This window comes from Metapseudomonas otitidis (assembly GCF_900111835.1).
Classification (GTDB): domain Bacteria; phylum Pseudomonadota; class Gammaproteobacteria; order Pseudomonadales; family Pseudomonadaceae; genus Metapseudomonas; species Metapseudomonas otitidis.
On sequence record NZ_FOJP01000001.1, the window covers coordinates 108,725 to 134,066 of the forward strand.

Consider the following 25,342-nt stretch of genomic DNA (forward strand, 5'->3'; position numbering starts at 1 on the left):
CTGATAAACTCCGCCGCCATTATGATCCGACTCCAGAACCTCACTCTACAGCGTGGTCCCCAGCGCCTGCTCGAAGGCGCCGAACTGACCCTGCACACCGGCCAGAAGGTCGGCCTCATCGGCGCCAACGGTGCCGGCAAATCCAGCCTCTTCGCCCTGCTGCGCGGCGAGCTCGGCCCCGACGCCGGCGATTGCTTCGTGCCGGCCGACTGGCGCATCGCCCACATGCGCCAGGAGGTGGATACCCTCGACCGCCTGGCGGTGGACTACGTCCTCGACGGCGACGTGCACCTGCGCCGCGTACAGGCCGAACTGGCCGCCGCCGAGGCCGGCCATGACGGCACCGCCATCGCCCGCCTGCACATCGAGCTGGACAGCGCCGACGGCTACACTGCCGATGCCCGCGCCCGCAAGCTGCTGGCCGGCCTGGGCTTCACCGCCGAGCAGATGGACCGCCGCGTCGGCGACTTCTCCGGTGGCTGGCGGATGCGCCTGAACCTGGCCCAGGCGCTGATGTGCCCGTCCGAGCTGCTGTTGCTCGACGAGCCCACCAACCACCTGGACCTCGACGCCATCCTCTGGCTGGAGGAGTGGCTCAAGGGCTACCCCGGCACCCTGCTGCTGATCTCCCACGACCGCGACTTCCTCGATGCCGTGGTGGACAACGTCGCCCATCTGGAGCAGCAGAAGCTGACCCTCTACCGCGGCGGCTACTCGGCCTTCGAGCGCACCCGCGCCGAGCGCCTGGCGCAGCAGCAACAGGCCTACGAGAAGCAGCAGGCCCAGCGTGCGCACATGGAGAAGTACATCGCCCGCTTCAAGGCCCAGGCCACCAAGGCCCGCCAGGCGCAGAGCCGGATCAAGGCCCTGGAGCGCCTGGAGGAACTGGCGCCCGCCCACGTCGATTCGCCCTTCGATTTCGTCTTCCGCGAGGCGGACAAGATCTCCAGCCCGCTGCTGGACGTGTCCGAAGGCCAGCTCGGCTACGGCGACAAGGTGGTGCTGCAGCAGGTCAAACTGCAGCTCGTTCCCGGCGCGCGCATCGGCCTGCTCGGCCCCAACGGCGCGGGCAAGTCCACCCTGATCAAGACCCTTTCCGGTGAGCTGGCGCCTGTGGCCGGACGCCTGGCCCGCGGCGAGAACCTCGCCATCGGCTACTTCGCCCAGCACCAGCTGGACTCCCTCGATCCCAAGGCCAGCCCGTTGCTGCACCTGCAGCGCATCGCCCCGGCCGAGCGCGAGCAGACCCTGCGCGATTTCCTCGGCGGCTTCGACTTCCGCGGCGACCGCTGCGACGAGCCGGTGCTGAACTTCTCCGGTGGCGAGAAGGCGCGCCTGGCCCTGGCGCTGATCGCCTGGCAGAAGCCCAACCTGCTGCTGCTCGACGAACCCACCAACCACCTGGACCTGGAGATGCGCCTGGCGCTGACCATGGCCCTGCAGGAGTTCGCCGGCGCGGTGCTGGTGGTCTCCCACGATCGCCATCTGCTCAAGAGCACCACCGACGAGTTCCTGCTGGTGGCCGACGGCCGCATCCAGCCCTTCGATGGCGACCTCGACGACTACGCCCGCTGGCTCGTCGACTACCGTGCCCGCCAGGCGCCGGCCAGCAGCGCTCCCTCGGCTCCCAATGGCGCCGGCACCGACAAGCGCGCCCAGCGCCAGGCCGCCGCCGCCCTGCGTCAGCAACTGGCGCCGTTCAAGAAGCAGGCCGAGAAGCTGGAGAAGGATCTGGGCAAGGTCCACGAGCAACTGGTCGAGGTGGAAACCCGCCTGGGCGACGCCGGCCTCTACGAATCGGCGCGCAAGGACGAGCTACGTGAGGCCCTGGCCGAACAGGCCCGCCTGAAGGCCCGCGAGGCCGAGCTGGAAGAACAGTGGCTGGAAGCCCTGGAGCACCTCGAGTCGCTGCAGGCCCAACTGGAGGCCGCCGACTGATGGACGAGCTCGACCTGCTGGCCGCCTGGAGCGAGCCGCTGATCCGCAGCGCACAGGTGCTGCTCATCCTGTTCCTCGCCTGGCTGGTCCAGCGCCTGGTGACGCGGGGCATCACCCGCCTGGGCAATCGCTACCCGCAGCTGCCCCAGGAGTTGCTGCTGCCGCTGCGCGGCCTGCTGCGCTGGATGATCCTGGGCAGCGCCTTCATGTTGGTGCTGGAACGCCTGGGGGTGTCCGCCGAGGTGCTGTGGACGGCCATCACCGGCTTCACCGCCGTGGCAGCGGTGGCGTTCTTCGCCATCTGGAGCGTGCTCTCCAACATGTTCTGCGCGGTGCTGATCTTCTCCCTCGGGCCGTTCCGCCTGGGCGACACGGTGGAGGTGGTGGAGAGCGCCGACAAGCCCGGCGTGAAGGGCCGCGTGGTGGCCATCAACCTCTTCTACACCACCCTGCAGGACGTCACCGAAGGGGCCGCTGGCGCGCTCATCCAGGTGCCCAACAGCCTGTTCTTCCAGAAAGCCGTGCGCCGCTGGCGCTGAGCGCCGGCCGGGGGCTGTGCAGCGAACCCGCTGCGGAGTAGGCTGCCTGACCCCAACCCTGAAATTCCCGAGGTCCTGCCATGGCTCTACACACCTGGCTCGCATTTCTGGTCGCCTGCTGGGTGATCAGCCTGTCTCCTGGCGCGGGCGCCATCGCGTCCATGTCCTCCGGCCTGCAATACGGCTTCCTGCGTGGCTACTGGAACGCCATCGGCCTGCAACTGGGCCTGGCGCTGCAGATCGCCATCGTCGCTGCTGGCGTGGGCGCCATCCTCGCCACCTCGGCCATGGCCTTCGGCCTGATCAAGTGGTTCGGCGTGGCCTACCTCGCCTACCTGGCCTACCGCCAGTGGCGCGCGCTGCCCAGTGACCTCGACGCCGGTGCCGGCGAGCGTCCTCTCGGGCGGCCGCTGACCATGGTGCTGCGCGGCTTTCTGGTGAACGTGAGCAACCCCAAGGCGATCGTCTTCATGCTCGCCGTGCTGCCGCAGTTCATCGATCCCCACGCCCCGCTGCTGCCGCAGTACCTGGTGATGGGCGCGACCATGATCACCGTCGACCTGATCGTCATGGCCGGCTACACCGGCCTGGCTGCCAAGGTGCTGCGCCTGCTGCGCTCCCCGGCCCAGCAGCGCACCATGAACCGCACCTTCGCTGCACTGTTCGTCGGCGCTGCCGCCCTGCTGGCCACCGTGCGCCGCGCCCCGGCGTGATGCAGTCGATGCCCCAAGCGTGACCCGGCGCCGCGACAGCGCGGCGCCCGGCCAATAGGCTGCCGGTCTTCTTTTGCGGAGCACCGGCATGCCGCCATCCCATACCCACGCCGGGGTCTACGGCGACTCCCCCGACCTCGCCATCGCCCCCGTCAGCCACCCGCCGCTGGAGCGTGCGCTGCATGCCGCCTGCCGTGACATGGGCTTGACCGAGGCCTACCTGGCCGCCCTGCGCGACCCCGCCATCGGCCCCGAGCCGCGCCTGCTGCTGGGCGTGACGGGCTCCGACCTGGGCGGCCGTCGGCGCCTGGCGACGCTGGTGGCGCAGATGCTGCCGGATGAGCTGGAACTGGACCTGATCGAACTGGAGGACGACAGCCTCTCCAACGCCCTGCGCGAGTGCTGCCAGGCGTTCTACCGGGTCTGAGGGAATCGGACGGGCGACCCTGTGGGCCGCCCGTCGCATCGGGTCAGCGCAGGATGCGCGCCGGCTCGTCCGGCGGCAGCGCCGGTTGCATGGGCTGGACGTCGAAGGTGGTGGTGCCACCGCCCAGCTGCTCTTCCATCTGCCGGGCGACGTCCTCGCCCAGCGAGCGCGACACCTCGCGCACCACGCGGCCACGGTTGTGGCTGATGCGTGCATCACGGCCGTTCACCAGCTTCACGTCCTGGGCTTCGCCCATGGCGGTGAAGGCCGAGGACACCTGGAAGGTCTTGGTGTCGATCAGGCTGAAGTCCGCCACCAGGGTCAGGCCCAGCACGCTGGAGTAGCTGTCGGTGTTGTCCAGGGCGTTGGTGTCCTGGCGGAAGTCCGCATCCGACACGGTGCCGAACAGCACGTAGTCGGCACCGGGGAACTGCCCGTCACGGATGCGCTGGATCACGTCGTAGATCGCCTGGCTTTCCGGGTCGCCGCTGAAGGGGCGGGCCTGGACGAGCTGGAAGCGCCCGCGCTTGATGATCTCGCCACGGATGTCCCCGGAGAACTTGCGCAGCTCGCCGCGCTCGACGTAGCTGTAGTTGCCCTCTTCCTCGTGGTAGCTGCTGGAGGAATGCCCGGTGTAGGGGCCGTACTGGGCGTTGTCCCTGGAGTCGACGGTGCGGAAGTACTGGCTCACCTGCTGCTCGTAGGCCAGGTCCGCCACCGCCACCTTGGGTGCGGCCTGGCTGGCGAAGGCCAGGGCCGCGGCCAACAGGCCGATCAGTGCTCGCATGGGTCAGCGCTCCGTGGTCTTGCGGATTTCCTTCTCGTCCATCCACTCCGCCAGGCCGCTTTCCACGTCGATCAGCTGCAGGCTGAACTTGTAGAACACGTCCTTGTAGTCGCTGCTGCGCTTGACGATGGAGCTGATGGAGCCTTCGAGACGGTACTTGGCGGCGACCATGTTGCCGGTCTTGGCGACGGTGGAGTTCTTGTACAGGCCGCTCTGGTTCTGCAGCTTGAGCTGGTCCACCTGGCTCTGCATGTCGGTGTTGTCGCTGGCGAAGCGGGCGGTGCCGGATTTCAGCAACTGGGTCTTGATGCTGGTGGTGATCTCGCGGGTGTCGATGTATTCGCTGGTCTTGTTCTTCACGTCGTAGACCTGGATCACCGGGCGGCCGCGCAGCACGCCGGACTGGGCCAGGGAACGGGTCATGGACTCGGCGATCATCTGCAGATCGGTGGAGCCGAATTCGTTGGTGATCAGCTCGACGGCCTTGCTGTCGCCGTAGCTGATGTTGCCGCCGCCGAGCACCGGCGAGGGCTTGGAGGCGCAGCCGGAAACGGCGATGACGAAGGCGGCGATGCAGGTGGTGCGGAAAAGGCGCATGGGGGCTCTCGCTTGACGGTCGGGTTCAGGGTCAGTCAGGGGTGTTCATTTCCAGGCGGAAGTCGGTGGCCTGGGGCACCGGCGCGATGGCGGGCAGGTAGGTGGTCTGCGAGCCGTAGAGGGGCAGGGCCTTCCAGGCTTCCTCGCCGGCGACCGGGAAGCCGTCCTTGTCCAGCCAGGCGAAGCGGTAGTAGAGGGTGCGGTTCTGCTTGTGGGTGTTGACCAGCTTCACCTTGACGGTGAGGAAGCCGTTCTCGCGGGCGACGCGCATGGTGTCGACCTCGATGTCCTCCACCTCGCCCATGGGGGCCAGCTTGCTGGAGGCGGTTTCGTGGCTGCAGCCGGTGAGCAGGGCCAGGGTGAGCCCGGCGATCAGTAAGGTGCGCATGTGTGTCCTCAGGGCATGTGGGTGCTGGCCACGGCGGGCACGCCGGGCGTTGGGGTTCGGGTGGCGGCGCCGTGGGCGAAGACCTGGCCGGCCACCACGCGGACGGGGATGACCTGGTAGGGCCGTTCCACCTTCAGGTCCAACTCGGCGAGCCCGTGGGCGGTGGGCAGGGTGAGGCGGTGCTCGCCCCGGCTCAGGCGCAGGCGGGCGACGCGGATGCTGTTGGGCAGGGTGCGCCAGGTGCGTTCGTCGGCGCCTTCGGTGAGGGTCGACATCAGGCCCACGGCGAGGCTCGCCCAGGGGTTGCCGTTGTCGTTCAGCTGCTTCTGTGCCACCCCACGGGAGACGGCGCGCACGGTGGTGCGCAGGATGATCCCGGGCATGTCGTCCAGCAGGGCGCGGTAGGACATGGCGCGGATGCTGCCCAGCTCGGTGAGCTCGGCGGCCTCGCCGTCGATCAGCAGGTCGGAAGGCGGGCGGGTGGTGTTGTCGTCCCGCAGTACCGGGAAGGACACGGTGCTGACCACCAGGCCCGAATCCAGGGGCAGCGGCAGGGGGATGCGCACCGAGTCACGGGCCGGGGCGAAGCCACTCTGGATCACCACCAGCACCTCGCTTTCGTCCGCCTCCGGTGGCGGTGAGTCGAGGTCCAGCAGGGCCTGTTCCAGCAGCGGCGTCTCCGGGCGCAGTTCGGCGGCCTTGCGGTAGCCGGGGGCGGCCAGGCCGCGCTCGCCGAGGGCTTCGTAGACGAAGCCGGCGAGGTAGTGGCTGAAGGCGCTCTGGTAGCTGTTCTTCAGCCCCAGCACCTCGGGGGCGTTGAGGGCGCCCACCGGGTAGCCGTTGAGGTCCTTCAGCTCGGTGGTGACGCCCTGGCGCTCGGCCTCTTCCTCGCGCTCGAGGTATTCCTTGTCGCGCAGTTCGGCGATCAGCGCCTCGCGCTCGTGGGTCTTCTTGATCTCGGTGCGGGCGCTGTCGAAGTCGTTGAGGGCCAGGTCGTTGAGGGCCATCTGCGTGGTCAGCATGACCTTCTCGTAGTCGTAGCCCTCGTAGCGGCGCATCTTGTCGTTGATCAGGTAGGCGCTGAACTCGGCCAGGTAGCGGCCCGGGTCGGCCTTGACCGCCTCTTCCCACTGGTACACCTGCTGGTCGGCCTGGCGCCAGGCGGCCTGGCTGCCGGCGAAGTCGCCCCGGGAGCGCAGCAGCTCGCCCTTCTCCAGGTAATACAGCAGGTCCTTGTCCTCGCCGTCGTTGTTGGCTTCGAGCAGGCCGATGGCGCCGTCGACGTTGCCGCTGGCGAGGTACTGGCTGGTTTCGGTGAGTTCGCTCTGGTAGCTGCGAAAGACGGTACAACCGCTGAGCGCGAGGGGGATGCAGACCGCGAGGGCGGTAAGTGCACGGGGGAGCATGACGGCCTCTTCCAATCCTTGATACTGCCAGCCGGTGAGGGCTGATCCAGGCGTGCACTGGCTGTACGGCGGCGTCCTGCCAATCCCCACGCGAGGGGGCTTCGTCACGGTGCCGGGACGAGCCGGCGCAGTATATGCGAAAAGGCCGGGCGGTGATGGCGCCCTGGTGGCAATGAAGGGGCGTACGATTCGTCTCCCGTCGGCGTCGGAGCCCGTCCGCTGGCATACTGCGCGCCCATTTCCCAGCAGGAGACGCCCATGCGTGTGTGGATCGATGCCGATGCCTGCCCCCGGGCAGCCAAGGACCAGGTCATCAAGTTCGCCCTCAAGCGCCACTTCGAGGTGGTGCTGGTGGCCGGCCAGAGCCAGGTCAAGCCGGCCTTCGCCTGCGTGCGCCTGGTGGTGGTGCCCAGCGGGCCGGATGCGGCGGACGATCACCTGGTGGAGCAGGCCGAGCCGGGCGACCTGGTGATCTGCAGCGATGTGCCGCTGGCCGACCGGCTGATCAAGAAGGGTGTGGCGGCCCTCGACCCTCGGGGGCGCGAGTTCGACGAGCGCAACATGGGCGAGCGCCTGGCGGTGCGCAACCTGATGACCGACCTGCGCGACCAGGGCCAGATGGGCGGCGGCCAGGCCCCCTATGGCGAGCGCGAGCGCCAGGCCTTCGCCAATGCGCTGGACCGCCTGCTGACACGTCTCAGCCGGGGCTGATCAGCCGCAGAGGTAGGTACCCGTCCCCACCGCCACCAGCGTGCCGTCGTCGGCATGCAGTTCCGAGCGCACCACCGCCACCTTGTTGCCCGCGCGCAGCGGCACCGCCGTGGCGGTGAACCGCGCGCCGCGCCCGGGGCGCAGGTAGTCGATGCGCAGGTCGATGGTGCCGAGCTTCGAGAGCCGCGCCATGCGCTCGCCGGTGGACAGGTGCTGGTGCCGCTGGAAGGCACCGATCAGCGCCATGGCGCCGCCGGTGACGTCCAGCAGCGAGGCGATCACGCCGCCATGGAGGATGCCGTGGACGAAGTTGCCGATCAGCTCGGGCTTCATCGGCAGGTGCATGGTCACCCGCTCGGCGGACAGCTCGTCCAGCTGGATGCCGAGGGACTGGTTGAAGGGGATGCGCTCGAAGAACTGGCGCACCGCGTCCTGCAGCTCCGGGGTGAGGATGAAGGTGTTGTCGGGCATGGCGCACCTGGGCACGAAAGGCAGGGATTCGACGCTGCCGCAGCCGTGGGTGCTCGGACAAGGGGGCTGGCCCGTGCAGCGGAGGGAATGGCCGGATCGGCCTGGAGGGGCGGCCGGGCGGCCGCTCCTCACGGGTCAGGCGCGGGTCAGGCGTGGGTCAGTTCCAGCACCCGGTCCACCAGCTTGTAGATGCCGGAGGCGGCTTCGCTGATGGATTGCGCCAGCATGTAGGCCGGGGTGCTCACCAGCTTGCGGCCTTCGTCCTCGACGATGTCGCCGACAGCGCATTCGACGTGCTGGGCGCCCATGCTTTCCAGGGCCTTGGCGGTGTCGGCGTCGTTGCCGATGGTGCAGGCGACGCCCTCGCCGTAGATCTTCGCCGCCAGGTGCGGCGCGATGCAGATCAGGCCAACGGGCTTGCCGGCCTGGGCGAAGGCCTGGGCGGCGGCGAGCACGTCCGGCTGGACCTGGCAGGCAGGGCCGTTGAAGGCGAAGTCGCTGAGGTTCTTCGCGGCACCGAAACCACCGGGGATGATCAGCGCGTCGAAGTCCTCGGCCTTCAGCTCGCGCACGTCCTTCACGGCGCCACGGGCGATCCGCGCGGACTCGGTGAGCACGTTGCGGCTCTCGGGCATTTCCTCGCCGGTGAGGTGGTTGAGCACGTGGTGCTGGGCGACGTTGGGGGCGAAGCACTGCACCTTGGCCCCGCGCTGGTCCAGGCGCAGCAGGGTGATGACGCTCTCGTGGATCTCGGCGCCGTCGTAGACACCGCAGCCGGACAGGATGACGGCAACGTGCTTGTTCATGGTTCTCTCCTTTTCACGGGGCTGCCCCCAGGGTTTCCTGGAGGAAGGCCTGGGCTTGCCGATGGGCATCCTCGGCCAGCCCGGGTTGGTAGGTATTCAGGTCACTGCGCTGGTCGAACACATGGCCGGCCCCGGCGTACTGCACTACCTGCAGCCGCTCCGGCGAAAGCCCCTCCATGGCTGATAGACACTGGCGCGGGTCGGTGATTCGATCCGCCGTGCCGAGGAACATCAGCACGGGGGCGCTACGGGCCACGCCCTGGCGCAGGTGGGCGGGGAAGCCGCAGTAGGGGTAGAAGGCGATGGCGCCGCGCACGCCGTCGAGCGCGCCGTCTCCGGCGGCGGGGAAGCCGTGGCCGGCAGCGCCGTCGTAGGCGAGCGCGTCGAGGACGGTCCAGCCGCCATGGGAGTAGCCCAGCAGGGCCAGGCGCTGGCGGTCCACCTTGGGCATCGCGCGGGCCAGGTCGAGGGCGGCGTAGACATCCAGGGCGCGCTCGTTGCCCCACAGGCGCTTGCCGTCGCAGACCGGGTGCCAGTCGCGGATGTCGCGGGCGCCGAAGCTGTCGACGAACAGCAGGGCATAGCCCTGGGGCAGCAGCCAGTCGCGGACGTTGTCGACGAAGCCGGGGCTCTGCCCGCTGCAACCGTGGAACACCAGCACCGTGGGGAACGGGCCGTCACCGGCTGGGGTGTACAGGCTCAGGTGGTCGGCCAGGCGCTGGCGCGCGGTGGGCAGGTCGTCCGCCACCGGCAGCAAGGCCTGGCGATAGGGGTAGAGGCCCAGCAGGGCGGCGCTGGCGGTGGCCAGCAGGAGAAGCGAGAGCAGTCGTCTGAGAGGTGTATGCATCTGTCGTCATATGCCGGTCGGGCTGTCATGCCGCGCCAGGGGCGGCGGGCCGCTCGGGCGTAGCATCGAGGCTGGCAATCCTAGCCCCTGCAACGTCCGAACGATACGGCCTTCCCATGAATTACGTCCTCTACGCGGTTCCCGTGTTCTTCCTGCTGATCAGCCTCGAACTGCTCGCCGACCGCTGGCGCGGCGTGCGCACCTACCGCACCGCCGATGCGATCAACAGCCTCAGCGCGGGGGTGCTGTCCACCACCTGCGGCCTGCTCACCAAGACGGTGGGCGTTCTCACCTACACCCTCGCCTGGCAGCACCTGGGGTTGCTGGCGCCGGACCCGGCGAGCCCCTGGACCTGGGTGGCGGCCTTCGTCTTCTACGACTTCTGCTACTACTGGAACCACCGCCTGGGCCATGAGCGCAACGTGCTCTGGGCGGCGCATTCGGTGCACCACCAGAGCGAGGAGTACAACCTGTCCACGGCGCTGCGGCAGACCAGCACCGGCTTCATCTTCGGCTGGATCTTCTACCTGCCGATGGCTTTGGCCGGCATCCCGCCGCTGGTGTTCCTGACGGTGGCGGCGATGAACCTGCTCTACCAGTTCTGGGTGCACACCCGCCATGTGCCGAAGCTGGGGCCGCTGGAGTGGGTGTTCATCACCCCGTCCAACCACCGGGTGCACCACGCGCAGAACCCGGTGTACATGGATCGCAACTACGGTGGCGTGTTCATCCTCTGGGACCGGCTGTTCGGCACCTTCCAGGAGGAGCTGGACGAGGAGCCAGTGGTGTTCGGGGTGACCACGCCGCTGGCCAGCTGGAACCCGCTCTGGGCCAACCTGCAGTTCTACGCCCAGCTGTGGCAGGACGCGGTGCGGGCGCGCTCCTGGTGGGACCGGCTGCGCATCTGGTTCATGCGCACTGGCTGGCGGCCGGCGGACGTGGCCGAGCGCTACCCGCTGGCCAAGCCGGACCTGGCCCGCTTCCGCAAGTACGAGGTGCCGTTGTCGCCGGCCCGCACCGCCTACGCGGCGCTGCAGTTCACGCTGTACCTGCTGGGGGGCAGCTACCTGTTGGCGAAAGGCGACGGGATGGGGCTGCCGGCATTGCTGTTGGGCGGGGGCTGGCTGGCGTTCGGCCTGTTCGCCATCGGAGCCTGGCTGGAGAACCGGCCCTGGGCGATGGGGCTTGAGCTGGTGCGGCTGGCGTCCTGCGGGGTGCTTGCCGGGGCGGCTGGGTCGGTGGGGCTGGGTGTGGTGACGATGCCGGTCGGGGTGGGCCTGGGGCTGTACCTGGTGGTCAGCCTGGGGCTGCTGGCCGGGCTGCGCATGGCCCGGCCGGTGACGGCCTGAGTCAGCTTTCCTCGCTGCTTTCTCGGCGGCGTTCCTCGCGGATGGCGCGGCTGTTGCGGATGCGACGGCGCAGCCAGAGCGCCAGGCCGATCAGCACCAGGCCGCCCAGCACCATCAGCTCGTAGCGCTTGAGGTTGCCGAGCATGCCTTCGAGCACGGCCCCGAAGTGGTAGGCGGCAAAGCCCAGGGCCAGGGCCCAGACGATGGCACCGATGCCGTTGAGGATGAGGTAACGCAGCGGCGGGTAGCCGGACAGGCCGATGGCCACCGGCATCACGGTGCGCAGGCCGTAGACGAAGCGGAAGCTCAGTACCCAGATGTCCGGGTGGCGGCGGATGTGGTCCAGGGCCTTGTCGCCCATGGCCTGCCAGCGCGGCCGGCGGGAAAGGATCTGGCGGCCCTTGTGGCGGCCCAGGTAGTACCACAGCTGGTCACCGGCGTAGCTGCCGCAGAAGGCGGTGGCGACGACCACGTTGATGTCCATGTAGCCGCGGAACGCGAGGAATCCGGCCAGGACGAGAATGGTCTCGCCCTCGAAGAAGGTACCGAGGAAGAGGGCGAAGTACCCGAAATCCTGGAGGAATTGTTGCAGCATCATCAGGCAGCGCGGCAAAAATGAACGCGAAGCCTAACCGGGATGTGGTTGCGGGGAAAGCTCCCCGGGTTGGCCAATGGCCAGCCGATGGTCGGCTTGTGAACCCGTCGGGGCTTGCGCGGTCGGGTTTTGCGCCTGTCGACGCGACCAAGGGTCGCTGTCATGCATTGTTACCATTCGGTCATAATTGCCCGCTTAAAATGTCGCACTGTGTCCGCCCCCGGACCCTGGAGTATGCCGTGAGCTTTACCCCCGCCAACCGCCTGTTCCCTGCTACCCGCCTGCGCCGCAACCGCCGTGATGACTTCTCCCGCCGCCTGGTGCGCGAGAACACCCTGACCGTCGATGACCTGATCCTGCCGGTGTTCGTGCTCGATGGCGAAAACCGCCGCGAAGCCGTGCCCTCGATGCCGGGCGTGGAGCGCCTGTCCATCGACCTGCTGCTGGACGCGGCCGAGCATTGGGTGGCCCTGGGGATTCCGGCGCTGGCGCTGTTCCCGGTGACCCCGCTGGAGAAGAAGTCCCTCGACGGTGCCGAAGCCTGGAACCCGGACGGCATCGCCCAGCGCGCCATCCGCGCCCTGCGTGCCCGCTTCCCGGAGCTGGGGGTTATCAGCGACGTGGCCCTGGACCCGTTCACCACCCACGGCCAGGACGGCATCCTCGACGAGGACGGCTACGTCCAGAACGACATCACCGTGGACGCGCTGGTCAAGCAGGCCCTGTCCCATGCCGAGGCGGGTGCCCAGGTGGTGGCCCCCTCCGACATGATGGACGGCCGCATCCAGGCCATCCGCGAGGCCCTGGAACTGGCCGACTTCCCCAACGTGCGGATCATGGCCTACTCGGCCAAGTACGCCAGCGCCTACTACGGCCCCTTCCGTGACGCGGTGGGTTCGGCGGCCAACCTGGGCAAGGCCAACAAGGCCAGCTACCAGATGGACCCGGCCAACGGTGATGAAGCCCTGCACGAAGTGGCAGCGGACCTCGCCGAAGGCGCCGACATGGTCATGGTCAAGCCGGGCATGCCTTACCTGGACATCGTCTGGCGCGTGAAGGAGGCCTTCCGCGTACCGACCTTCGCCTACCAGGTCAGCGGCGAGTACGCCATGCACATGGCGGCCATCCAGAACGGCTGGCTGAGCGAATCGGTGATTCTCGAATCGCTGACCGCATTCAAACGCGCCGGCGCCGATGGCATTCTTACCTACTTCGCGGTGCGTGCCGCAGAAATGCTCAAGAAGGGAGCCTGACTCCCCAGCAGGAACTTGAATGAACACCGACGGATTGAATACAGCCGCAACCCCCGACACCCAGACCGCCCCGGAGCAGCCGGTGGTGGAGGCCCAGGTTCCCGTACCGGCTCCCGTGGAGGCGCCCCCGCCTCCCGCGCCGATCCCGGGCCTGGATGACAGCAGCCTGTACATCCATCGGGAGCTGTCGCAGCTGCAGTTCAACATCCGTGTCCTGGAGCAGGCGCTCGACGAGACCTACCCCCTGCTCGAGCGCCTCAAGTTCCTGCTGATCTTCTCCAGCAACCTCGACGAGTTCTTCGAGATCCGCGTCGCCGGCCTGAAGAAGCAGATCAATTTCGCCCGTGAACAGGCCGGTGCCGACGGCCTGCTGCCGCACCAGGCGCTGGCCCGCATCAGCGAGCTGGTGCACGAGCAGGTGGGGCGGCAGTACAGCATCCTCAACGACGTGCTGCTGCCGGAGCTGGCCAAGCACCAGGTCAACTTCATCCGCCGCCGCTACTGGACGCCCAAGCTCAAGACCTGGGTGCGCCGCTACTTCCGCGACGAGATCGCGCCGATCATCAGCCCCATCGGCCTCGACCCGACGCACCCCTTCCCGCTGCTGGTGAACAAGAGCCTCAACTTCATCGTCGAGCTGGAGGGCGTCGATGCCTTCGGTCGTGATTCCGGCCTGGCCATCATCCCGGCGCCGCGCCTGCTGCCGCGGGTGATCCGCGTGCCGGAGGAGATCAGCGGGCCGGGGGACAACTTCGTGTTCCTCTCCTCGATGATCCACGCCCACGCCGACGACCTGTTCCCCGGCATGAAGGTGAAGGGCTGCTACCAGTTCCGCCTGACCCGTAACGCCGACCTCGCGGTGGACACCGAGGACGTGGACGACCTGGCCCGCGCGCTGCGCGGCGAGCTGTTCTCCCGTCGCTACGGCGATGCGGTGCGCCTGGAGGTGGCGGACACCTGTCCGAAGCACCTGTCCGACTACCTGCTCAAGCAGTTCGGCCTCTCCGAGGGCGAGCTGTACCAGGTCAACGGCCCGGTGAACCTGACCCGCCTGTTCAGCATCACCGGGCTGGACAGCCACCCCGAGCTGCAGCACCCGAGCTTCACGCCGGTGATCCCCAAGCTGCTGCAGAAGGCCGAGAACCTGTTCAACGTGGTGGGCAAGCAGGACATTCTCCTGCTGCACCCCTTCGAGTCCTTCACCCCGGTGATCGACTTCCTGCGCCAGGCGGCCAAGGACCCCAACGTCCTCGCCATCAAGCAGACCCTGTACCGTGCCGGTGCCAACTCCGAGATCGTCGACTCCCTGGTGGAGGCGGCGCGCAACGGCAAGGAAGTGACGGCGGTGATCGAGCTGCGCGCGCGCTTCGACGAGGAGTCCAACCTGCAGCTGGCCAGCCGCCTGCAGCAGGCCGGCGCCGTGGTCATCTACGGCGTGGTGGGCTTCAAGACCCACGCCAAGATGATGCTCATCCTGCGTCGCGAAGGCGGTGAGCTGCGTCGCTACGCCCACCTGGGCACCGGCAACTACCACGCCGGCAACGCGCGCCTGTACACCGACTACAGCCTGCTGACGGCGGACGAGGCCCTCGGCGAGGACCTGCACAAGCTGTTCAACCAGCTCATCGGCATGGGCAAGACCCTGCGCATGAAGAAGCTGCTGCATGCGCCCTTCACGCTGAAGAAGACCATCCTCGACATGATCGCCCGCGAGGCCCAGCACGCCAGCGAGGGCAAGCCCGCGCACATCATGGTGAAGGTCAACGCACTGACCGACCCGAAGGTGATCCGCGCCCTCTACAAGGCCAGCCAGAGCGGCGTGAAGATCGACCTGGTGGTGCGTGGCATGTGCTGCCTGCGCCCGGGTATCCCGGGGGTGTCCCACAACATCCAGGTGCGTTCGATCATCGGCCGCTTCCTCGAGCACAGCCGGATCTACTACTTCCTCAACGACGGCGACGAGAAGCTCTACCTCTCCAGTGCCGACTGGATGGAGCGCAACCTCGACATGCGGGTGGAGACCTGCTTCCCGGTGGAAGGCAAGAAGCTCATCACCCGGGTGAAGAAGGAGCTGGAGACCTACCTGGCCGACAACACCCACAGCTGGGCCCTGCAGCCCGATGGCCGCTACCTGCGCAACAGCCCCAGCGGCAACCAGAACCCGCGCAACGCGCAGGCCATCCTGCTGGACAAGCTGCTCAACCCGCCGATCAGCGCGCGCTGAACGCGGACATGAAAACGGGGCCTTCGGGCCCCGTTTTTCTTGCCTGGCGAATCGCCCCGGTCAGCGCACGCTGAAGGTGAAGTCGATGCGCTTGAGCCAGGTGGCTTCCTGCTCGAAGTCCGCCTGGGTCAGCGGGTTGGCCGCCAGCCAGTTTTCCGGGAACTGCACGTCCAGGCTCTGCGGGCCCACTTTCAGGCGGACCTGGGGCGTTTCCTGGTTGGTGCGAATGTGGTGGAAAAGGATGGCGAAGCGCAGCAGCACGCAGAGGCGGATCAGCTTCTCGCCCTCGTCGCCGAACTCGGCGAACTTGTCCTTGGGGATGTTGCGCCGGTGGCCGCGTACCAGCAGGGCCAGCATCTGCTGGTCCTGGCGGGAGAAGCCCGGCAGGTCCGAGTGCTCGATCAGGTAGGCGCCGTGCTTGTGGTACTGGTAATGGGCGATGTCCATGCCGATTTCGTGGACGCGCGCGCCCCACACCAGCAGGTCGCGGTGCCACTCGTCGTCCAGCTGCCAGTCGCCGGCCACCTGCTCCAGGGCTTCCAGGGCCTTGGCCTCGACCCGTGCCGCCTGCTCCAGGTCCACGTGGCAGCGCTCCATCAGCGCGCTCAGGGTGCGCTCGCGCACGTCCTCGTGGTGGTGGCGACCGAGCAGGTCGTAGAGCACGCCTTCGCGCAGGGCGCCTTCGGAGTGGGTCATGTGCTTGAGTTCGAGGGCCTCGAAGATGGCTTCGAGGATCGCCAGACCGGCCGGGAAGATGGCGCGGCGGTCAGGCTTGATACCGTCGAGGTCGATCTTCTCCACCTCGCCCAGCTTGAACAGCTTGCGCTTGAGCCAGGCGATGCCTTCCGGGTTGATCTCGCCATTGCCCAGGCCGGCGGCCTGGATCGCCAGCCCCACGGCGCGGATGGTGCCGGAGGCGCCCACCGCCTGCTGCCAGCCGAGGCGGCGCAGGCTGTATTCGATGCCCATCAGCTCCAGGCGGGCAGCCGTGTAGGCCTGGGCGTAGCGCGCCGGGGTGATCTTGCCGTCGCGGAAATAGCGTTGGGTGAAGCTTACGCAGCCCATCTGCAGGCTCTCGCGCAGCTGCGATTCGAAGCGCTGGCCGATGATGAACTCGGTGCTGCCACCGCCGATGTCCGCCACCAGGCGCTTGCCGGGGGTGTCGGCGATGCTGTGGGACACGCCCAGGTAGATGAGGCGGGCCTCCTCGCGGCCGGAGATGACCTCCACCGGGTGGCCGAGGATGGCTTCGGCGCGGCGGATGAATTCGCTGCGGTTGCGGGCCTCGCGCAGGGCGTTGGTACCGACCACGCGCACGGCGCCTTCCGGCAGGCTGTTGGTCATCTGGGCGAAGCGCCGCAGGCAGTCGAGGCCGCGTTGCATGGCCTCTTCGCTGAGCACGCGCTCTTCGTCCAGGCCTGCGGCCAGTTGCACCTTGTCCCCCAGGCGCTCGAGGATTCGGATCTCACCGTGGTCGACCTTGGCCAGCACCATGTGGAAGCTGTTGGAGCCGAGGTCGATGGCGGCGATCAGGGACAGGTTGGCGGGGCGTCGGGTCGAAGGCATGGTCCGGTGTCTCGTTTCTTAACCGCGCCATCCTGCCACGATCACGGTGACACGCCAACGCGCGCCTTCCCCGCAGGCCGTCTCCGCTGATCGGCCGGCGCGCCATAGCGCTGCCCGGCCGGACCTGTGACCCGCGCGACCGATTGCCGCGCGGCCCTTCGCGATCCGCTGTCGATCAACTTTCGCCAGCGAGCCCATAGGCACACTCAATCGGCCGCGGCTTTCGGTCACGCCCGAGGCGGGCTATGATGGCCGCCTATTTCCGCTTCCGAATCCGGAGAACATCCATGAGCGAACTCATCTCCCACGTCACCGACGCCAGCTTCGAGCAGGACGTACTGAGCGCCGAGGGCGCGGTGCTGGTCGACTACTGGGCCGAATGGTGCGGTCCGTGCAAGATGATCGCCCCCGTCCTGGACGAGATCGCCAAGGACTACCAAGGCAAGCTGAAGGTCTGCAAGCTGAACATCGACGAGAACCAGGACACCCCGCCGAAGTACGGCGTGCGTGGCATCCCGACCCTGATGCTGTTCAAGAACGGCAATGTCGAGGCCACCAAGGTCGGCGCCCTGTCCAAGTCCCAGCTGGCTGCCTTCCTGGACGCCAACATCTGATTTTCCCTCCGGGAATCTCCGTAAAAACCCCGCTCGATGCGGGGTTTTTTGTCGGCGCAGTACTGGACTCACCCGAAACCCGGTGTTAAATTCGGGCTCGCAGCGTCATTCCGCTGCCCTCTGCAAGCCGCCGTCGACGCATTCCAACTCGAATCACGCGCAGCGATCTGTCGCCTCCCTCGGCGCGGCCTCTCAAGCTCACAAGCTTTCCTTCCCTCATTTCTCATCTACGTCATTCCTATGAATCTGACCGAACTCAAGCAAAAGCCGATTGCCGAACTGCTGGAAATGGCCGAACAGATGGGCCTCGAGAACATGGCCCGTTCGCGCAAGCAGGATGTGATCTTCGCCCTGCTGAAAAAGCACTCGAAGAGCGGCGAAGAAATTTCGGGCGACGGCGTGCTGGAGATTCTGCAGGACGGTTTCGGCTTCCTCCGCTCCGCCGACTCCTCCTACCTGGCCGGCCCTGACGACATCTACGTCTCGCCCAGCCAGATCCGCCGCTTCAACCTGCGTACCGGCGACACCATCATCGGCAAGATCCGCCCGCCGAAAGAGGGCGAGCGCTACTTCGCGCTGCTGAAGGTTGACTCGATCAACTTCGACCGCCCGGAAAACGCCAAGAACAAGATCCTGTTCGAGAACCTCACGCCCCTGTTCCCCAACGAGCGCCTGAAGATGGAAGCCGGCAACGGCTCCACCGAAGACCTCACCGGCCGCGTGATCGATCTCTGCGCCCCGATCGGCAAGGGCCAGCGCGGCCTGATCGTCGCCCCGCCGAAAGCGGGCAAGACGATCATGCTGCAGAACATCGCGGCCAACATCACCCGCAACAACCCCGAGTGCCACCTGATCGTCCTGCTGATCGACGAGCGCCCGGAAGAAGTGACCGAGATGCAGCGCACCGTGCGCGGCGAAGTGGTCGCCTCCACCTTCGACGAGCCGCCGACCCGCCACGTGCAGGTCGCCGAGATGGTGATCGAGAAGGCCAAGCGCCTGGTCGAGCACAAGAAGGACGTGGTCATCCTGCTGGACTCCATCACCCGCCTGGCGCGTGCCTACAACACCGTGATCCCCAGCTCCGGCAAGGTGCTCACCGGTGGTGTCGACGCCCATGCCCTGGAGAAGCCCAAGCGCTTCTTCGGTGCCGCCCGTAACATCGAGGAAGGCGGTTCGCTGACCATCATCGCCACCGCGCTGGTCGAGACCGGCTCGAAGATGGACGAGGTGATCTACGAAGAGTTCAAGGGCACCGGCAACATGGAACTGCCGCTGGACCGCCGCATCGCCGAGAAGCGCGTGTTCCCCGCCATCAACATCAACAAGTCCGGTACCCGCCGCGAAGAGCTGCTGACCGCCGAGGACGAACTGCAACGCATGTGGATCCTGCGCAAGCTGCTGCACCCGATGGACGAGATCGCCGCCATCGAGTTCCTGCTCGACAAGCTCAAGGACACCAAGACCAACGACGAGTTCTTCATGTCCATGAAGCGCAGCAAGTAACAGGTCGTGGTGCCACGAAGGCCGGGGAAACCCGGCCTTCGCGTTTCCGGGTGTTCATTCGTCCTTCTGGAAGGCCCCCATCGGCGCTAAACTCTGCGCCCCGACCTGCACGCCCCGAGAGGCTCACGCATGCAGTATCGCGACCTGCGCGAATTCATCAGCGGCCTGGAACAGCGTGGCGAGCTCAAGCGCGTCACCGCCCCGGTCTCGCCGATCCTGGAAATGACCGAAATCTGCGACCGCACCCTGCGCAAGCAAGGCCCGGCGCTGCTCTTCGAGAACCCCACCGGCTACGACATCCCCGTGCTCGGCAACCTGTTCGGCACCCCCGGACGCGTGGCCCTCGGCATGGGCGCGGACGACGTCTCCGAACTGCGCGAGATCGGCAAGCTGCTGGCCTTCCTCAAGGAGCCCGAGCCGCCCAAGGGGCTCAAGGATGCCTGGTCCAAGCTGCCGATCTTCAAGAAGGTCATCAGCATGGCGCCCAAGGTCCTCAAGGACGCCCCCTGCCATGACGTGATCGAGGAAGGCGACGACGTCGACCTCGGCAAGCTGCCGATCCAGCACTGCTGGCCCGGCGACGTGGCACCGCTGATCACCTGGGGCCTGACCATCACCCGCGGCCCCAACAAGGAGCGGCAGAACCTCGGCATCTACCGCCAGCAGGTGATCGGCCGCAACAAGGTCATCATGCGCTGGCTCAGCCACCGTGGCGGCGCGCTGGACTTCCGCGAGTGGTGCCAGAAGCACCCGAACACGCCCTACCCCGTCTGCGTCGCCCTCGGCGCCGACCCGGCGACCATCCTCGGCGCGGTGACCCCGGTGCCGGACACCCTCTCCGAGTACGCCTTCGCCGGCCTGCTGCGCGGCCACCGCACCGAGCTGGTCAAGGCCATCGGCTCCGACCTGCAGGTCCCGGCCAGTGCCGAGATCGTGCTGGAAGGCGTGATCCATCCCGGCGAGACAGCCCCGGAAGGCCCCTACGGCGACCACACCGGCTACTACAACGAGGTCGACACCTTCCCGGTGTTCACCGTCGAGCGCATCACCCGTCGCCGCAAGCCCATCTACCACAGCACCTACACCGGCCGGCCGCCGGATGAGCCGGCCATCCTCGGCGTGGCGCTGAACGAAGTCTTCGTGCCGATCCTGCAGAAGCAGTTCCCCGAGATCACCGACTTCTACCTGCCGCCCGAAGGCTGCTCCTACCGCATGGCGGTGGTGACCATGAAGAAGCAGTACCCCGGCCACGCCAAGCGCGTGATGCTCGGCGTCTGGTCGTTCCTGCGACAGTTCATGTACACCAAGTTCGTTATCGTCACCGACGACGACATCAACGCCCGCGACTGGAACGACGTGATCTGGGCCATCACCACCCGCATGGATCCCAAGCGCGACACGGTGATGATCGACAACACCCCCATCGACTACCTGGACTTCGCCTCGCCCATCTCCGGCCTCGGCTCCAAGATGGGCCTGGATGCCACCCACAAGTGGCCGGGCGAGACCACCCGCGAGTGGGGCCGCGCCATCGTCAAGGACGATGCGGTAACCCGTCGTGTGGACAAGATGTGGTCCAGCCTGGGTATAGATTGAGCACAGGGGCCAGGGCGCCCCTGAACGCCCGCCATAACAAAGAGAACACCTCTTGAGAGTGACCTTGCAGCCCTCCGGAGCGGTCCTGCAAACCGCCCCCGGGGAAAACATCCTCGCCGCCGCCCGGCGCCTGGGCTACGACTGCCCGCAGAGCTGCCGCAACGGCAATTGCCACGTCTGTGCCGCCCTGCTGGTGGAAGGCCGGGTGCGCCAGGGCGGCCGCGAGCTGGACCATGGCGAGCTGTTCACCTGCCTCGCCGAACCCTTGGAAGACTGCGTCCTGCACTGGGACGGCGTGCTCGCCCCCGGCGAACTGCCGGTGCGCAGCCTGAGCTGCCAACTCACCGCCTGCACCCCGGTCGGCGGGGACGTCTGGCGGGTCGGCCTGCGTGCTCCGGCCGGCAAGCCGCCGCGCTACCACGCCGGGCAGTACCTGCTGATCGAGCGGGACGATGGCGAAGCGTCCGCCTTCTCCATCGCCTCCGCCCCCAGCGCCGGGCGTGAACTCGAACTGCACGTCCTCGGCCGTGAGCCCAGCGCCGCCGCCCTCCTGCAGCAACTGCAGCGCGACGGCCTGGCCCGGGTACGCCTGCCCTTTGGCGACACCCACCTGGCCGAGCTGCCCGACGGCCCCCTGGTGCTGATCGCCGCCGGCACCGGCATGGGCCAGATGCAGAGCCTGATCGAACATTGCCGCGCCGCCGGGTTCGCCCACCCCGTGTACCTGTACTGGGGCATGCGCCGGCCGGAGGACTTCTACGAGCTGGCGCACTGGGACGACTGGCAGGGCCTGCCGAACCTCACCCTGCACCGGGTGGTCAGCGACCCCTGCGACTGGCCCGGCCGCCACGGCCTGCTGCACGAGGCCGTGCGCGAGGACTTCCCCGACCTCAAGCCGTTGCACGTCTACGCCAGCGGTTCGCCCGCGATGGTCTACGCCACCCTCGATGCCCTGGTGGAGGCCGGCATGGATGCCCACCAGATGCGCGCCGACGTCTTCGCCTACGCGCCCCGCTGAACCCCGCGACGCCGGGCGTGCCCGGCGTCAGGCCAGCTCCGGGAACTCCCGGCGCAGCTCCGCCGACAGCCAGTCGATGAACCACTCCACGTCCGTGCTGTGCGGCCCGGGCGGCAGCAGCGCCTGGTAGCGCTCCAGCGGTGCCTGCAGCGGCAGCGCACGCACCAGGCTGCCGGCGGCCAGCTCCTGGTGCACCAGCACCTCGTTGGCCAGGGCGATGCCGTGGCCCTTCTCCGCCATGCTCAGGGCGTGGTCGTTGCTGATGTAGAGCACCTCGGAGCTGACCCGCAGCGGGCAGCCCAGTGCCGCCAGCCAGGCGTTCCACCACTCGCCGTCGTCGACGTGGATCAGCTTGTGCGTCGCCAGCTCTTCCGGGCCCGCCAGCGGGCCATGGGCCGCCAGGTACGCGGGCGAGCAGACCGGGAACACGTTGGGGTGCAGCAGGGTGACCGTGCGGCGGCCGTATTGCCCGGGCAGGCCGTAGGCGATGCCCAGGTCCGCCCGCTGGCCGTCCACCGCCTCGAAGGTGGGGTTGGGCTCGATGGCGATCTTCAGCCCCGGTCGCTGTTCCAGCAGGGCTTCCAGGCGCGGCATCAGCCGGCGCTTGGCGAAGGCCGGCACCACCATGATCTTCAGCCAGCGCGCCGTCCCGCCCGGGGTCAGCTCATGGCCGGCATCGGCGATCTGTTGCAGCGCGCTGGCGATCTTCTCGTAGTAGCGCTGCCCGGCCGGGGTCAGCGACACGCCGCGTGGCGTGCGGTCGAACAGGCGCACCCCCAGCCACTCCTCCAGCAGCTTCACGTGGCGGCCGATGGCCGGCTGGGTGACATGCAGGTCCCGCGAGGCGGCAACGTAGCTGCCCAGGCGGGCGGCGGCCTCGAAGGCACGCACGGCATTGAGCGGCGGCAGGCGCTGGATCGACATGGCTGAAGGGCTCGCGGTCAGGTATTAAATTTTTTAACAGCGACTGTAAGAAAATTGAGCTTTCTGCTCAACCGCCTTTCCCCGACCATCCGTCCCCAGCAGCCCCACAACAACCGGGCCCCGAGCCTGACGCTGCACCTGTCTCTAGTCCTGCCAGAACAACGACAAGACCCCCGCCCACCGGGCGCAGGGGAAGGAACCGGAGGTATTCATGAGTGCCCTGCACAGCCCGTCGACCACCGCGGCGGTGTCCATCCGCGCCGTGCGCAAGGTCTACGGCGACCCCCAGAGCGGCCCGGTGGCGCTGAAGCGCGTCGACCTGGACATCCGCGACAACGAGTTCTTCACCCTGCTCGGCCCTTCCGGCTGCGGCAAGACCACCCTGCTGCGCATGATCGCCGGCTTCGAGTTCCCCACCGAAGGCGAGATCCGCCTGTTCGGCGAGAACATCGCCGACCGGCCGCCCTACGCCCGCCCGGTGAACACCGTGTTCCAGCACTACGCGCTGTTCCCGCACATGACGATCGCCGAGAACCTCGCCTTCGGCCTGGAATCCCACCCCATGGGCCGGCGCCTGAGCAAGGCCGCCGTGGCCGAGCGGGTGCGCGAGATGCTGGCGCTGGTGCAGATGGAGGCCTTCGCCGAGCGCCGTCCGGCCCAGCTCTCCGGCGGGCAGCAGCAGCGCATCGCCCTCGCCCGTGCCCTGGCGCCGCAGCCCAAGGTGCTGCTGCTGGACGAGCCGCTCTCCGCCCTCGACCTGAAGCTGCGCCAGGCCATGCGCGAGGAGCTGAAGAGCATCCAGACCCGCACCGGCATCACCTTCATCTTCGTCACCCATGACCAGGAAGAGGCCCTGGCCATGTCCGACCGCATCGCCGTGCTCGCCCAGGGCGAGGTGCAGCAGGTGGGCGGCCCGGACGACATCTACGAGCGCCCGCGCAACCGCTTCGTCGCCGACTTCATCGGCGAGACCAACTTCCTCCCGGCCCGCCTCGAAGCACTCGACGGCCAGGTCGCGCGCTTCCGCCTGCCCGGTGGCGCGGTGCTCCAGGCACCGGCCTGCAACGGCCTGGCCATCGGGGCCGAGGCCAGCCTCTCGGTGCGCCCCGAGCGCCTGCACCTGCTGGCGGACGCCACGCCCGACAGCCTGCCGTGCCAGGTGCTGGCACGGGTCTACCTGGGCACCGACCTGCAGTACCGCGTCGCCCTGGACGACGGCACGCCGCTCACCGTGCGCCTGCCCAACAACGCCATCCAGGGACGCCAGCCCGAGGTGGGCGCCCGTGCCGGCCTGCGGGTCGAGCCGGGCAGCGCCTGCGTGCTGCTGGACTGAGGAGGACAGGACCATGCGCACCCTCACCCACAGCCTGGAACGCCGCCGCGCCCTGGCCAGCCTGCTCGGCGTTTCGCCGGCGCTGGTCGCCATCGGCCTGTTCCTGGTGGTGCCGATCCTCATCGTGGTCGGCTATTCCCTCATGCAGGCCAACCCCTACGGCGGGGTGAACCCGCAGTTCAGCGTCGAGGCCTATGTCTCGCTGCTGTTCGAACGCCAGCTGGACGACAGCCTGGCCTTCGCCGATGCCTACCTGGTGATCGCCCTGCGCTCCATCGGCATCGCCGCTGCCACCACCGTCATCACCCTGCTGGTGGGCATTCCGGTGGCCGTCTGGCTGGCGATGCAGCCGGCGCACCGGCGGGGCCTGCTGATCTTCCTCATCACCGTGCCGTTCTGGGCCAACCTGTTGATCCGTACCTACGCCTGGATCCTGCTGCTGCGCGGCACCGGCGTGGTCAACGGCACGCTGATGGGCCTCGGCCTGATCCACCAGCCGCTGAACCTGCTGTACACCGACGGCGCCGTGCTGCTGGGGCTGGTGTACACCTACGCGCCCTTCGTGGTGCTGCCGATCTACGCCACCCTGGAGCGCATGGACCTGCGCCTGCTGGAGGCCGCCCAGGACCTCTACGCCGGGCGCTGGCGCACCCTGCGCAAGGTGGTGCTGCCCATCGCCCGGCCCGGCATCCTCGCCGGCGCCATCCTCACCTTCGTGCCCTGCCTGGGGGCGATGGTGGCTCCTGAGCTGCTTGGCGGTGGTACCCGCATGATGCTGGGCAACCTGATCTTCCGGCAGTTCAGCGACGCCCGTAACTGGCCGCTGGGCTCCGCCCTGTCGCTGGTGCTGATGGCGGCGGTGATGCTGGTGCTGATGGTCTACGCCTGGCGCGCCGGCCGTGCGGCGGGAGGTGCCCGATGATCCGTGCCCTGTTCCGCAGCCGTCGCCCCGGCGTGCGTGATTTTCCCGGCTTCGGCGCCCTCAGCCTGCTGTTCTACCTGTACCTCTACGCGCCGATCCTGGTGCTGGTGGTGCTGTCGTTCAACGCCAACCAGTCGGCCACCGTGTGGACCGGCTTCAGCCTGGACTGGTACCGCGCCGCCTTCGCCAACCAGGCCTTGCGCCAGGCGGCCGGCAACAGCCTGCTGATCGCCGTGTGCGCCAGCCTGGCAGCCACCGCCATCGCCACCCTGGCGGCCCTGGGCACCTCACGCGGGGCGCGCTTCAAGGGGCTGCGGCTGTCCATGGGGACGATCATGCTGCCGCTGGTGCTGCCGGAGATCGTGGTCGGCGTCGCCACCCTGGCGCTGTTCTCCACCCTCGGCCTGTCGCTGGGCTACGGCAACCTGATCATCGCCCACACGGTGTTCTGCATCCCGTTCGCCTACCTGCCGATCCGCGCCCGGCTGAACGACATGGACCTCTCCCTGGAGCAGGCCGCCGCCGACCTCTACGCCGGCCCCTGGCGGACCTTCCGCAAGGTCACCCTGCCGCTGCTGGCGCCGGGCATGGTCTCGGGGCTGATGCTGGCCTTCATCGTCTCGCTGGATAACTTCGTGATCTCGATGATGGTGGCCCAGGCCGGCACTACCACCCTGCCGATCTTCATCTTCGGGCTGTTGCGCATGGGCGTGACGCCTGACGTCAACGCCGTTTCCACCTTGATCCTCGGGGTCTCCGTGCTGTTCGTGACCCTCTCTTATCTGCTCGGCAAGAAGAAGGCCTGAGCCCAAACC

General features: G+C 67.9%; 25 protein-coding genes. 15 read left to right on the forward strand and 10 right to left on the reverse strand.

Features of this window, described 5'->3' with window-relative positions:
- Positions 1-21 precede the first annotated feature (21 nt).
- The 4 genes from BM198_RS00535 (at position 22) to BM198_RS00550 (ending at position 3,617) form a co-directional block, all read left to right on the forward strand.
- Positions 22-1,938 (forward strand): ATP-binding cassette domain-containing protein, encoded by a 1,917-nt coding sequence (locus BM198_RS00535; RefSeq protein WP_074967017.1) that lies wholly within the window; start codon positions 22-24, stop codon positions 1,936-1,938.
- The gene (locus tag BM198_RS00540; RefSeq protein WP_074967019.1) at positions 1,938-2,477 is read left to right on the forward strand and encodes a mechanosensitive ion channel family protein; all 540 of its coding nucleotides are present in this window, start codon (positions 1,938-1,940) and stop codon (positions 2,475-2,477) included. The genes BM198_RS00535 and BM198_RS00540 overlap by 1 nt, the downstream gene beginning before the upstream one ends.
- Before the next feature lie 80 nt (positions 2,478-2,557).
- A complete protein-coding gene (locus BM198_RS00545; RefSeq protein ID WP_044400877.1) occupies positions 2,558-3,190 on the forward strand; it encodes a LysE family transporter in 633 nt (210 codons plus the stop codon).
- Positions 3,191-3,278: 88 nt separating this feature from the next.
- A complete protein-coding gene (locus BM198_RS00550; RefSeq protein WP_044400880.1) occupies positions 3,279-3,617 on the forward strand; it encodes a hypothetical protein in 339 nt (112 codons plus the stop codon).
- A gap of 43 nt (positions 3,618-3,660) precedes the next feature.
- Here BM198_RS00550 and BM198_RS00555 read toward each other — a convergent pair whose 3' ends face one another.
- From BM198_RS00555 to BM198_RS00570, 4 genes are read right to left on the reverse strand one after another with little or no spacing between them, the layout of a single operon-like run.
- Positions 3,661-4,404, reverse strand: coding sequence for a penicillin-binding protein activator LpoB (locus BM198_RS00555; protein WP_074967021.1), 744 nt, complete (start codon positions 4,402-4,404; stop codon positions 3,661-3,663).
- Between the two features lie 3 nt (positions 4,405-4,407).
- Positions 4,408-5,001 (reverse strand): penicillin-binding protein activator LpoB, encoded by a 594-nt coding sequence (lpoB, locus tag BM198_RS00560; protein ID WP_044400886.1) that lies wholly within the window; start codon positions 4,999-5,001, stop codon positions 4,408-4,410.
- A gap of 31 nt (positions 5,002-5,032) precedes the next feature.
- The gene (locus BM198_RS00565; protein WP_069559515.1) at positions 5,033-5,389 is read right to left on the reverse strand and encodes a YcfL family putative periplasmic lipoprotein; all 357 of its coding nucleotides are present in this window, start codon (positions 5,387-5,389) and stop codon (positions 5,033-5,035) included.
- Between the two features lie 8 nt (positions 5,390-5,397).
- Positions 5,398-6,795 carry a COG3014 family protein gene (locus tag BM198_RS00570; protein ID WP_074967023.1) on the reverse strand — a complete coding sequence of 466 codons (1,398 nt, stop codon included), beginning with the start codon at positions 6,793-6,795 and terminating at the stop codon, positions 5,398-5,400.
- A 258-nt stretch (positions 6,796-7,053) separates the two neighbouring features.
- On the opposite strand from BM198_RS00570, the gene BM198_RS00575 reads away from it, so the two are divergent.
- On the forward strand, positions 7,054-7,506 hold the full coding sequence (locus tag BM198_RS00575) for a YaiI/YqxD family protein (protein ID WP_044400895.1): 453 nt from the start codon (positions 7,054-7,056) through the stop codon (positions 7,504-7,506).
- On the opposite strand, the gene BM198_RS00580 is transcribed toward BM198_RS00575, so the two are convergent.
- The 3 genes from BM198_RS00580 to BM198_RS00590 form a co-directional block, all read right to left on the reverse strand.
- Entirely contained in the window at positions 7,507-7,977 is a 471-nt protein-coding gene (locus BM198_RS00580) for a thioesterase family protein (RefSeq protein WP_074967025.1), read from the reverse strand.
- Positions 7,978-8,123: 146 nt separating this feature from the next.
- A complete protein-coding gene (gene elbB / locus BM198_RS00585) occupies positions 8,124-8,783 on the reverse strand; it encodes an isoprenoid biosynthesis glyoxalase ElbB (RefSeq protein WP_044400901.1) in 660 nt (219 codons plus the stop codon).
- A gap of 13 nt (positions 8,784-8,796) precedes the next feature.
- Positions 8,797-9,630 carry a dienelactone hydrolase family protein gene (locus BM198_RS00590; RefSeq protein ID WP_074967027.1) on the reverse strand — a complete coding sequence of 278 codons (834 nt, stop codon included), beginning with the start codon at positions 9,628-9,630 and terminating at the stop codon, positions 8,797-8,799.
- Positions 9,631-9,746: 116 nt separating this feature from the next.
- Here BM198_RS00590 and BM198_RS00595 point away from each other — a divergent pair, with 116 nt between their 5' ends.
- On the forward strand, positions 9,747-10,979 hold the full coding sequence (locus BM198_RS00595; protein WP_074967028.1) for a sterol desaturase family protein: 1,233 nt from the start codon (positions 9,747-9,749) through the stop codon (positions 10,977-10,979).
- A 1-nt stretch (position 10,980) separates the two neighbouring features.
- On the opposite strand, the gene BM198_RS00600 is transcribed toward BM198_RS00595, so the two are convergent.
- Positions 10,981-11,574, reverse strand: coding sequence for a DedA family protein (locus tag BM198_RS00600; protein ID WP_044400932.1), 594 nt, complete (start codon positions 11,572-11,574; stop codon positions 10,981-10,983).
- A gap of 239 nt (positions 11,575-11,813) precedes the next feature.
- Between BM198_RS00600 and hemB the strand changes: the two genes are divergently transcribed.
- A complete protein-coding gene (hemB, locus tag BM198_RS00605) occupies positions 11,814-12,827 on the forward strand; it encodes a porphobilinogen synthase (protein WP_044400911.1) in 1,014 nt (337 codons plus the stop codon).
- A 19-nt stretch (positions 12,828-12,846) separates the two neighbouring features.
- Positions 12,847-15,051 carry a polyphosphate kinase 1 gene (ppk1, locus tag BM198_RS00610; RefSeq protein WP_074967030.1) on the forward strand — a complete coding sequence of 735 codons (2,205 nt, stop codon included), beginning with the start codon at positions 12,847-12,849 and terminating at the stop codon, positions 15,049-15,051.
- 60 nt (positions 15,052-15,111) lie between these two features.
- On the opposite strand, the gene ppx is transcribed toward ppk1, so the two are convergent.
- Positions 15,112-16,617: an exopolyphosphatase gene (gene ppx, locus BM198_RS00615; protein WP_044400917.1), complete on the reverse strand. Its 1,506-nt coding sequence runs from the start codon at positions 16,615-16,617 to the stop codon at positions 15,112-15,114.
- A gap of 287 nt (positions 16,618-16,904) precedes the next feature.
- Here ppx and trxA point away from each other — a divergent pair, with 287 nt between their 5' ends.
- From trxA to BM198_RS00635, 4 genes are all read left to right on the forward strand, one after another.
- Positions 16,905-17,231, forward strand: coding sequence for a thioredoxin TrxA (trxA, locus tag BM198_RS00620; protein WP_044400919.1), 327 nt, complete (start codon positions 16,905-16,907; stop codon positions 17,229-17,231).
- A gap of 240 nt (positions 17,232-17,471) precedes the next feature.
- Positions 17,472-18,734, forward strand: coding sequence for a transcription termination factor Rho (gene rho / locus BM198_RS00625; RefSeq protein ID WP_044400922.1), 1,263 nt, complete (start codon positions 17,472-17,474; stop codon positions 18,732-18,734).
- Between the two features lie 129 nt (positions 18,735-18,863).
- Entirely contained in the window at positions 18,864-20,330 is a 1,467-nt protein-coding gene (gene ubiD / locus BM198_RS00630) for a 4-hydroxy-3-polyprenylbenzoate decarboxylase (protein ID WP_074967032.1), read from the forward strand.
- Between the two features lie 52 nt (positions 20,331-20,382).
- Positions 20,383-21,348, forward strand: coding sequence for a CDP-6-deoxy-delta-3,4-glucoseen reductase (locus BM198_RS00635; RefSeq protein ID WP_074967034.1), 966 nt, complete (start codon positions 20,383-20,385; stop codon positions 21,346-21,348).
- Positions 21,349-21,375: 27 nt separating this feature from the next.
- Here BM198_RS00635 and BM198_RS00640 read toward each other — a convergent pair whose 3' ends face one another.
- Positions 21,376-22,272, reverse strand: coding sequence for a LysR substrate-binding domain-containing protein (locus BM198_RS00640; protein WP_074967036.1), 897 nt, complete (start codon positions 22,270-22,272; stop codon positions 21,376-21,378).
- 211 nt (positions 22,273-22,483) lie between these two features.
- Here BM198_RS00640 and BM198_RS00645 point away from each other — a divergent pair, with 211 nt between their 5' ends.
- Genes BM198_RS00645 through BM198_RS00655 form a run of 3 tightly spaced genes read left to right on the forward strand, consistent with a single transcriptional unit; the run spans position 22,484 to position 25,333 of the window.
- Entirely contained in the window at positions 22,484-23,605 is a 1,122-nt protein-coding gene (locus BM198_RS00645; protein ID WP_074967039.1) for an ABC transporter ATP-binding protein, read from the forward strand.
- Between the two features lie 13 nt (positions 23,606-23,618).
- Positions 23,619-24,527: an ABC transporter permease gene (locus BM198_RS00650; protein ID WP_074967041.1), complete on the forward strand. Its 909-nt coding sequence runs from the start codon at positions 23,619-23,621 to the stop codon at positions 24,525-24,527.
- Positions 24,524-25,333: an ABC transporter permease gene (locus BM198_RS00655; RefSeq protein WP_044402114.1), complete on the forward strand. Its 810-nt coding sequence runs from the start codon at positions 24,524-24,526 to the stop codon at positions 25,331-25,333. The genes BM198_RS00650 and BM198_RS00655 overlap by 4 nt, the downstream gene beginning before the upstream one ends.
- The last annotated feature ends 9 nt before the right edge of the window (positions 25,334-25,342 follow it).